Source organism: Brachybacterium sp. AOP29-B2-41, assembly GCF_052378395.1.
Classification (GTDB): Bacteria; Actinomycetota; Actinomycetes; order Actinomycetales; family Dermabacteraceae; genus Brachybacterium.
Genome location: NZ_JBQSXR010000039.1, coordinates 1 through 7,007, shown reverse-complemented (window position 1 = coordinate 7,007; position 7,007 = coordinate 1). Strand labels below are relative to the sequence as shown.

General features: G+C 63.4%; 7 protein-coding genes. 5 read left to right on the top strand and 2 right to left on the bottom strand.

Annotated elements, in window-relative coordinates:
- The first annotated feature begins 184 nt into the window (after window positions 1-184).
- Window positions 185-622, top strand: a complete 438-nt coding sequence (locus ACT3T9_RS18705; protein ID WP_444607290.1) for a hypothetical protein — start codon at window positions 185-187, stop codon at window positions 620-622.
- Between the two features lie 88 nt (window positions 623-710).
- On the opposite strand, the gene ACT3T9_RS18700 is transcribed toward ACT3T9_RS18705, so the two are convergent.
- A complete protein-coding gene (locus tag ACT3T9_RS18700; RefSeq protein ID WP_444607289.1) occupies window positions 711-1,352 on the bottom strand; it encodes a hypothetical protein in 642 nt (213 codons plus the stop codon).
- Between the two features lie 385 nt (window positions 1,353-1,737).
- Between ACT3T9_RS18700 and ACT3T9_RS18695 the strand changes: the two genes are divergently transcribed.
- Together ACT3T9_RS18695 and ACT3T9_RS18690 are read left to right on the top strand one after the other, a co-directional pair.
- Window positions 1,738-3,003, top strand: a complete 1,266-nt coding sequence (locus ACT3T9_RS18695) for a hypothetical protein (protein ID WP_444607288.1) — start codon at window positions 1,738-1,740, stop codon at window positions 3,001-3,003.
- Window positions 3,004-3,045: 42 nt separating this feature from the next.
- Complete coding sequence (locus tag ACT3T9_RS18690) at window positions 3,046-3,960, top strand: DUF1963 domain-containing protein (RefSeq protein ID WP_444607287.1); 915 nt, start codon at window positions 3,046-3,048, stop codon at window positions 3,958-3,960.
- Window positions 3,961-3,981: 21 nt separating this feature from the next.
- Here the strand turns inward: ACT3T9_RS18690 and ACT3T9_RS18685 are convergent, their stop codons facing one another.
- The gene (locus ACT3T9_RS18685; protein WP_444607291.1) at window positions 3,982-4,263 is read right to left on the bottom strand and encodes an IS66 family transposase; all 282 of its coding nucleotides are present in this window, start codon (window positions 4,261-4,263) and stop codon (window positions 3,982-3,984) included.
- 236 nt (window positions 4,264-4,499) lie between these two features.
- On the opposite strand from ACT3T9_RS18685, the gene istA reads away from it, so the two are divergent.
- Entirely contained in the window at window positions 4,500-6,062 is a 1,563-nt protein-coding gene (gene istA / locus ACT3T9_RS18680) for an IS21 family transposase (RefSeq protein ID WP_444592675.1), read from the top strand.
- The gene (locus tag ACT3T9_RS18675) at window positions 6,059-6,805 is read left to right on the top strand and encodes an ATP-binding protein (protein ID WP_444592674.1); all 747 of its coding nucleotides are present in this window, start codon (window positions 6,059-6,061) and stop codon (window positions 6,803-6,805) included. The genes istA and ACT3T9_RS18675 overlap by 4 nt, the downstream gene beginning before the upstream one ends.
- The last annotated feature ends 202 nt before the right edge of the window (window positions 6,806-7,007 follow it).

The window sequence follows — 7,007 nt, the reverse complement described above, 5'->3', positions numbered from 1 at the left end:
ACGGAGCATCACTCTCGTGGTCACCGGCTTGTGGCTTGCGCCAGTGAGTGACGGGAGTCCTTCGCCGCTCGATGGCGGTCTCCGCTCTCGGGCGACGGGAATTGGCCGGGCGACTCGCGTCCCGGGCGAGGATCGGACAACCGGAGGGCCTCCCGGATAGATTCCCGCCGGTCATACTGAAGCCGTGCCCATTGACATGCGAGCAGTGCTCCACCGCGTGGTGGATGAGATCTTCGACGAATGCACGTTCGTCAGGGAAGAAGACGAACATGAAGCCCCTTATGCCTACGGCATGCGGTTGAGCAACCGCACAGCTTCTAGCGACCAGAAACGCCATGCCTCCCTGGCGGCGAGTCACGAGTGGTTCGAGGCGCACGTCATTGACTTGGGCGTGAGCCGCAGAAACTTTGACTATGGCGAGGACGAGGCGGACAAAGAAGCAGAACTACGGGACCTCGCCCACCTTGTGCGCGCCTACCTGCAGGGCGAAGGCGAGGTAACGTATCGACCCAGCCTCTTCCGCCGACGTCCAATGCCCACGCTGAAAGTCGAGACGAAGGGTGTTCGCTGGCGCCTCGGTCGAAGCGTGAGCTCGCAAGAGGAACTGCCGGACTCCCCGTAAGAGGATCCCTTATCGGCCACCGTTCGCCTCCAGCGCATCAGCCCCGATCGCTGTCAAGTGCCGCAAGCGATCGTTTATGGCGCAGTGACTATAGGGCCGTGACTGACCCTCCCGCCAGGTCGGTCAGCCAGGTGCCCAGTTCGTCATCGAGTTCTTGAACTGCGAGCCCCGGGACGTTCTTCAGTGGAGATTCGACCGCGGCGAGCTCAAGCGCATGGGCTGCCCACTCCGCAGCCGCTGTCGCATCTCCGGTGGCCTCGTTCCATCGAGCACGAGCAACCGCCGCCTCGAAGAGCTGCACGGAGAAGTCACCGGCACCTCTGGCATCCCACGAGTCGAGATGTTCGCGAGCTTCGCTCAAGGCCTCTGGCGTACCGCGCCGAATAAGGAGCCCAGCGAGGTGGACCTCCGTCATATGAGTCGTGCCGTTGAGCGTCGGGTTCACCTCGATGAGCCGGCGCAGCAGCCGCTCAGCTTCCATCGGATCGTCCTCGGCCACAGAGTCAGCCAAGTGCTCTAGCGCGGAGCTCTGAGTGAAGTAGTTCTTGCCCGCTTCCACACACGACCTCACGAACAGAGTGCGCGCCGCATCAGTGACTCCGGCATCCTCCAGCGAGAGTCCCTTGATGCGCAGATACTCGGCCCTGTTCTCTTTCTTCGCGCGGGCGAGCTTGCGCTCGAAGTGCTCCTGCTCCGCGAGGGTCCACCCCGGTGTCCTGTACCAGTCCATGGCTCAACTTCTCACACCTGTCATCCATAGACGGGACTGCTGCGCGAGTTGGCGACACCTCAACTAGACACATCTGCCATGTTGAGCACTACCCTGCGTGACAGCTACGGCACCGTAGGCTCCCCCGTCCCACAGGGTCTAAAACGGGCGATCTGACACAGATCTGCTCACTCGGGTATACCCCATTGGCGCACTCTGTAGGCGCGCCACAGCTTGCTCGCCGGCATGCCCTACAGGAATGTAACAAACGGGTAACGGTCATCCGTTTTGAAATGAATCTCTGTTAATTTTCGTCCACGGTAGCTTGCCGTGGCTTCACTCGGTCGCGCGGGCCTTATTGGCCAGGTCGGCCATCCGCTTGCTTGCCGCCATGGAAGGTTGCCCCGTGACATCGCTGAGAAGACTTTGCCCAATTGCGCTCACCACAGCCGCAGCGGTCGTAGCGTCGCTTTTTGTTACCCCGCTCGCTCAAGCTGATGACGGACTGAGAGCCGACGAGGCGTCGGTGATCGCACTGGACGTCGCTTTCGAGCAGAACGCGGAGTTCGCGGACAGTTCATCTTTCACTGAGGATGCATCAGGTGCCCTGCACACAGGCTCTGGAGTCACGGTCGAGGGCACGGAGGTACTTCTTGGCGAGGACTACCCGAACATCAGTCTCCCCGTTGAGGGTGGCGTCCAGGGAGAACTGGCCGCGGGAGGAACAGTTGTATTTGATGATGCTGCCCCTGGGCTCGACATCGTCATCGAGGCAACGCCCGATGATGTCGCACGTGTCCTCACGGTTGCTGACGAGTCCTACAGCGATGACGCAGAACATCGCTACTCCTACGAGCTGAATCTTCCTCAGGGTGCAATCCTCGAGCAGGCCGACGACGGGAACGTGGTCATCCTTGCCCCTGCGGTCGAGGTAGTAGAAGAAGCCGTCGTCGACCTGACCGGGGTGCTCCCCGAGCTCGAGGCCGGCGAAGAGTTCACCCCCCTGGCGGAAGAGATCGCGGCGGGCGCAGACGTTGCATCACAGGAAGAGCTGGAAGGCGACTATGAGGTCCCCGACGGCTGGGAGTTCGCTGGCGCCTTCCAAGCTCCATGGTCCGCTGACGCACAGGGGGTATCCCTCCCGACTCTCTATGAGGTAGACGGCACGACGGTGACCCAGGTGGTTGACACCACCGGAGCAGAGTTCCCTGTCGTCTCCGACCCTCTCCCTCTTGTGGCGATCGGACTTGGTGCTATTGCTCGCGCGCTCCTGCCCGCACTGTTCCGTGCGGGGGCGAAGGCCCTAGCGACACAGACCATCCGCGCTGGCGTCTCCGCCACAACGAAGGGCGGATACCGATCCTTCTCCGCTTTCAAGGCCGCCGCGGCGAAGACGCCGAAGAACAATCAATGGCATCACATTGTGGAGCAGTCGAACATCAGCAAGCGAGGCTGGGATGCGCGGTGGGTCCACAACCGTAATAATCTGGTGAGCATCCCTAAGGAAGTCCACCAGAAGTGCGTGAATAGCTGGATGGCAAAGAAGAATGTCAACATGTTCGGCATCAAGTCCGGGAATAAGACCATGCGAGCGACAGTCCACTCGATGAGCTTCTCGAAGCAGCACACCATCGGAGTGGCACTCCTGAAGCACTGCGGCGTCAAGATCTAGCCTTGACCTTGCGTCCGGACCGGACTATTCGAAAGGACGACTATGACCAAACTTCCTCGTACGCCGGTGCCCGCCGCGTCTCGCGAGCAGATCACGATGTGGCTGCAATCGCCTCAGATCAACGCAGGCTTCCTCGCTGAGGATTTGAAGTTCTCGTTGCTTTTGCTCGACCAATACGAGTCTGGACGGGATCGCCTCCTCGCCGAGCGGGAAGACCTGGGCGAGCTGTCCTGGCTCGGGGGCCCAGCCCTCGGGCCGCTCCAATGGCCGCGCACCGATAACGGCGAACCTCTGGCCCACATTGCCACGATCCTGCTGACTGAAGCACAGCAGCTCATCGAGTCTCAAGATTTCATAGAACCGGACTGGCCCGAGGCCAGCGCCCGCCTTCCCGAGTCCGGTTATTTGGAGGTGTTCCACCACCTGGAGACCTACGGCAACCCCGAAGACGACGGCACCGGCGGGTGGCTTGTGCGTCATGTTCCATTCGACGGAGAGCACTTCGCGCCACTCATCGAACCGCCGGCCGACCTGGACCTCCCACATGCCGTCTGCCAACCTGTGCTCCTCGGTGCCGGGTTCAGCATTCCTTCATCGGCCGACTATGTCGACGCCAGCCACGATCAGTTTGCGGCCGCGGAGCGTGCCGAAACGGAAGCGCATGCCGCTTGGACGGCCTGGCGACGAGGAGTCGAGAAGGTTGAGGAACCCGTCTTCCCGATCTCGAGAATCTACGGGCACAGCAACTCGGGCACCGAGTACGCTCACGACATCCTCCAGCAAGTGCGTCCCCTCACAGGAGATGACGACGACTACACACTTTTGCTCGGCATTGAGAGCTGGACGTTCTTCAATGGCTGGTTCGGCGACGCCGGGAACTTCGAAGTCTGGATTCGCGACAGCGACCTCAGCACACAGAACTTTGGCAACGCGTGGTGCATGATCCGCACCGACTAAAAGGTTGCATGTCGTAACTACTCAGGTCCCGTGGTCAGTTGCTGAGGGCCGGTAGCCAGGGGGTGCCATCAGGAGAGCGGTGAGGGCGTCGAGGACGCCGGCGCCGTTCTTGCGGACGGTGGAGACGTAGCTGCGCAGGGCGGCGAAGGTTTCGGCGCCTTCGGTAGTGCGCCAGCAGCCGGAGATCTTCATTTGCAGCTTGGTCATCCGCAGGTCACGCTCGGCCTGATTGTTCGTGAACGGCACGGCCAGGTTCTCGGCGAAGCGCAGGACTTCGACGCGGCGGGTGTCCAGGCGCCGCAGCAGGCCGCCAGCGCAAGATGGGGTGACACCTCAACCACACACATCTGCCACGTTGAGCACCACCCTGCGGGACTGAATATTCGCGTCGCTGGGGTCCGCTGATCGAGGGTCCGGGGGCCAGTTCGTTTTCGTAGCGATGGCGTCGTTGGGGGCCAGCTGTGGTGTCGTTGGGGACCGCCTTGCTTACGCTCCTTCCGCCGTGTGTATAGGGCACGCGGCGGAAGGAGCAATCGGAAATGGTACGGAAGATCAGAGCGAAGCTGGTGCTCCAGCTGCGCGCCGAGGGTCTGTCGGGGCGAGCAATCGCTGCCTCGCAGGGCATGTCCCGGAAGTCGGTCAGGGCGGTATTCGAGGCCGCTGACGGGGTGGGGATCGGTTGGGACGACGTGGCCGAGCTCGACGATGAGCAGGTGTATGCGCGGTTGTTCCCGGGCCGGGGTGAGCGCGAGAGCGTGTTCGCTCAGCCGGACTGGGAGCAGGTCCATCGGGAGATGGCGAGGGTTGGGGTGACGCTGAAGCTCCTGCATGGCGAGTACCTCGACGTCTCCGCGGTGGCTGGGGACCCGGCGATGGGGTATGACCGGTTCTGCCGCACCTACCAACGCCACGTGCTGGTCACCGGCGCTGCCTCGAGGGTGGGGCATAAGGCCGGGCAGAGTGTGGAGGTCGACTGGTCCGGCCCCACGATGGAGCTGATCGACGCGGTCACCGGCGAGGTCTCGAAGGTGTTCTTGTTCGTGGGCTGCCTGCCGTTCTCCCGTTACGCGTTCTGCTTCCCGGCGCTGGATATGCGACAGGAGTCGTGGCTGCGGGCGCACGTGGCGATGTTCGACGCGTTCGGCGGGTCGGTCCCCAGGATCGTGCCGGACAACCTCAAGACCGGCGTGGTGAAGCATCCCCGCGAGGGGGAGATCGTCCTCAACGATGCGTATCGCGAGATGGCCGGTCACTACTCGGCAGCGGTGCTGCCGGGCAGGGTGCGGAAGCCGAAAGACAAGGCCAGCGTGGAGAACACCGTCGCGCACGTCGCGACCTGGGTCATCGCCGGGCTGCGGGACCAGCAGTTCACGACCCTGGCCGCGCTGGCTACGGCGATCAGCGAGAGGATGGAGGCCTACAACGCCGAGCCGTTCCAGAAACGTCCTGGCTCCCGCATCAGCGTGTTCGAGGCGGAGGAGCGCCCGTTGCTGACCCCGCTGCCCGCGGTGGCCTACGAGATCTCGCGGTGGCTCTATAGCCGGCGGGTGGGCAGGAACGGGCACGTCTCGTTCGCGCGGAACTTCTACTCAGTGCCGTTCGCGCACCTCGGCGCATCGGTTGATCTGCGCATCACGGCCCGCACGCTGGAGATCTACCACGGTCACCAGCGGCTTTCCAGTCATCTGCTTTTGCCCGAGGGGTCGGTGAACGAGTACCGCACCAACGACGCGGATCTGCCCGCCGGGGACCGCTACCAGGCCTGGGACGCGGCAAGAGTACGGGCATGGGCGGAACGGATCGGCCCAGCGACGGTGATCGTGACCCGGCGGATCTTCGAGTCCGTGCCGATCCAGGAACAGGGCCTGGACCCTGCACTAGCGGTGCTGCGGCTCTCTCGCCGCTTCTCCGCAGACCGGGTCGAGGCGGCCTGCGCGCTCGCGTTGACGAGCCGGATCCGCTCGCCCCGCTACGCGCATCTGCAACCGATCCTTGCGACCGGGCAGGACAAGACCGTCGGGTTGCGTCCAGCCCGCGAGGAACCAGCGGAGCAGGGCGGCTTCGTCCGTGGCGCGGACTACTACGGCGGAGGTGCCCGATGACCGCGATCGATATCGAGACCAAGCGGAAGCTACGAGAGATGGGCGCAACTGCGCTCCTGGACGCCATCGATGCCCAGGACGAGACGCACGTGTTGGGGATGTCGTTCGAGGACCGCCTCCAGCTGGTCGTGGACGAGGCGCACTCCACGTTCAACCAGGGCAAGGTCGAGGGCCTGATCCGCCGGGCGGGGCTGCGTTACCCTGGCGCTGATCTGCGCCGACTGGACCTGGTCGAGGAGCGAGGGCTGGACCGGAACGTGATCGCGCAGTTGGCGACGTGCTCGTTCATCCAGCGCCAGCAGAATGTCGTCTTCCAGGGCTTCACCGGGTCGGGGAAGTCGTATCTGGGATGCGCGCTGGCGAAGCAGGCCTGCCAGCACCGGATCCGTGCGCACTACATCCGGATGCCCGACCTCGAGGAAGCCTGGGCTCTGGCCAAGGACAAGTCCCAGGGCCAGGCGAAGTTCCTGCGGAAGTACTCGACGTTCTCGCTGCTGGTGATCGACGAGTGGCTGCTGGACCATCCTGACGAGGGGATGCGTTCGATGCTGCTGGAACTGCTCGAACTCCGCTACGACACCGGCTCGACAGTGTTCTGCACCCAGTACGCGAAGAAGGACTGGCATCCACGCCTCGGAGGAGGAGTCCACGCCGATGCGATCATGGACCGCATCGTCCACAACACCATCTGGATCGACACCGGCAACCGGAACATGCGCGAACACGCCGCCATGACCCAGTGACCCGATGACGGCGGGAGCCAGTGGCCCCCATAGAGACGATCACTGGCCCCCGCCGGCACGATCGGTGGCCCCCAAAGGAACGATTCAGTGGCCCCCAAGCCTACGAATATTCACGGGACAGCTACGGCGCCGTAGGTTCCCCCGTCCCACAGGGTCTGAATCGGCAGTTTCGTGACACATCTGCGCCGTGGGGTATACCCCA

Coding starts and splice junctions, on each gene's coding strand:
- istA (WP_444592675.1), top strand. CDS start 4,500: ATGGTACGGAAGATCAGAGCGAAGCTGGTGCTCCAGCTGCGCGCCGAG.
- ACT3T9_RS18690 (WP_444607287.1), top strand. CDS start 3,046: ATGACCAAACTTCCTCGTACGCCGGTGCCCGCCGCGTCTCGCGAGCAG.
- ACT3T9_RS18675 (WP_444592674.1), top strand. CDS start 6,059: ATGACCGCGATCGATATCGAGACCAAGCGGAAGCTACGAGAGATGGGC.
- ACT3T9_RS18700 (WP_444607289.1), bottom strand. CDS start 1,352: ATGGACTGGTACAGGACACCGGGGTGGACCCTCGCGGAGCAGGAGCAC.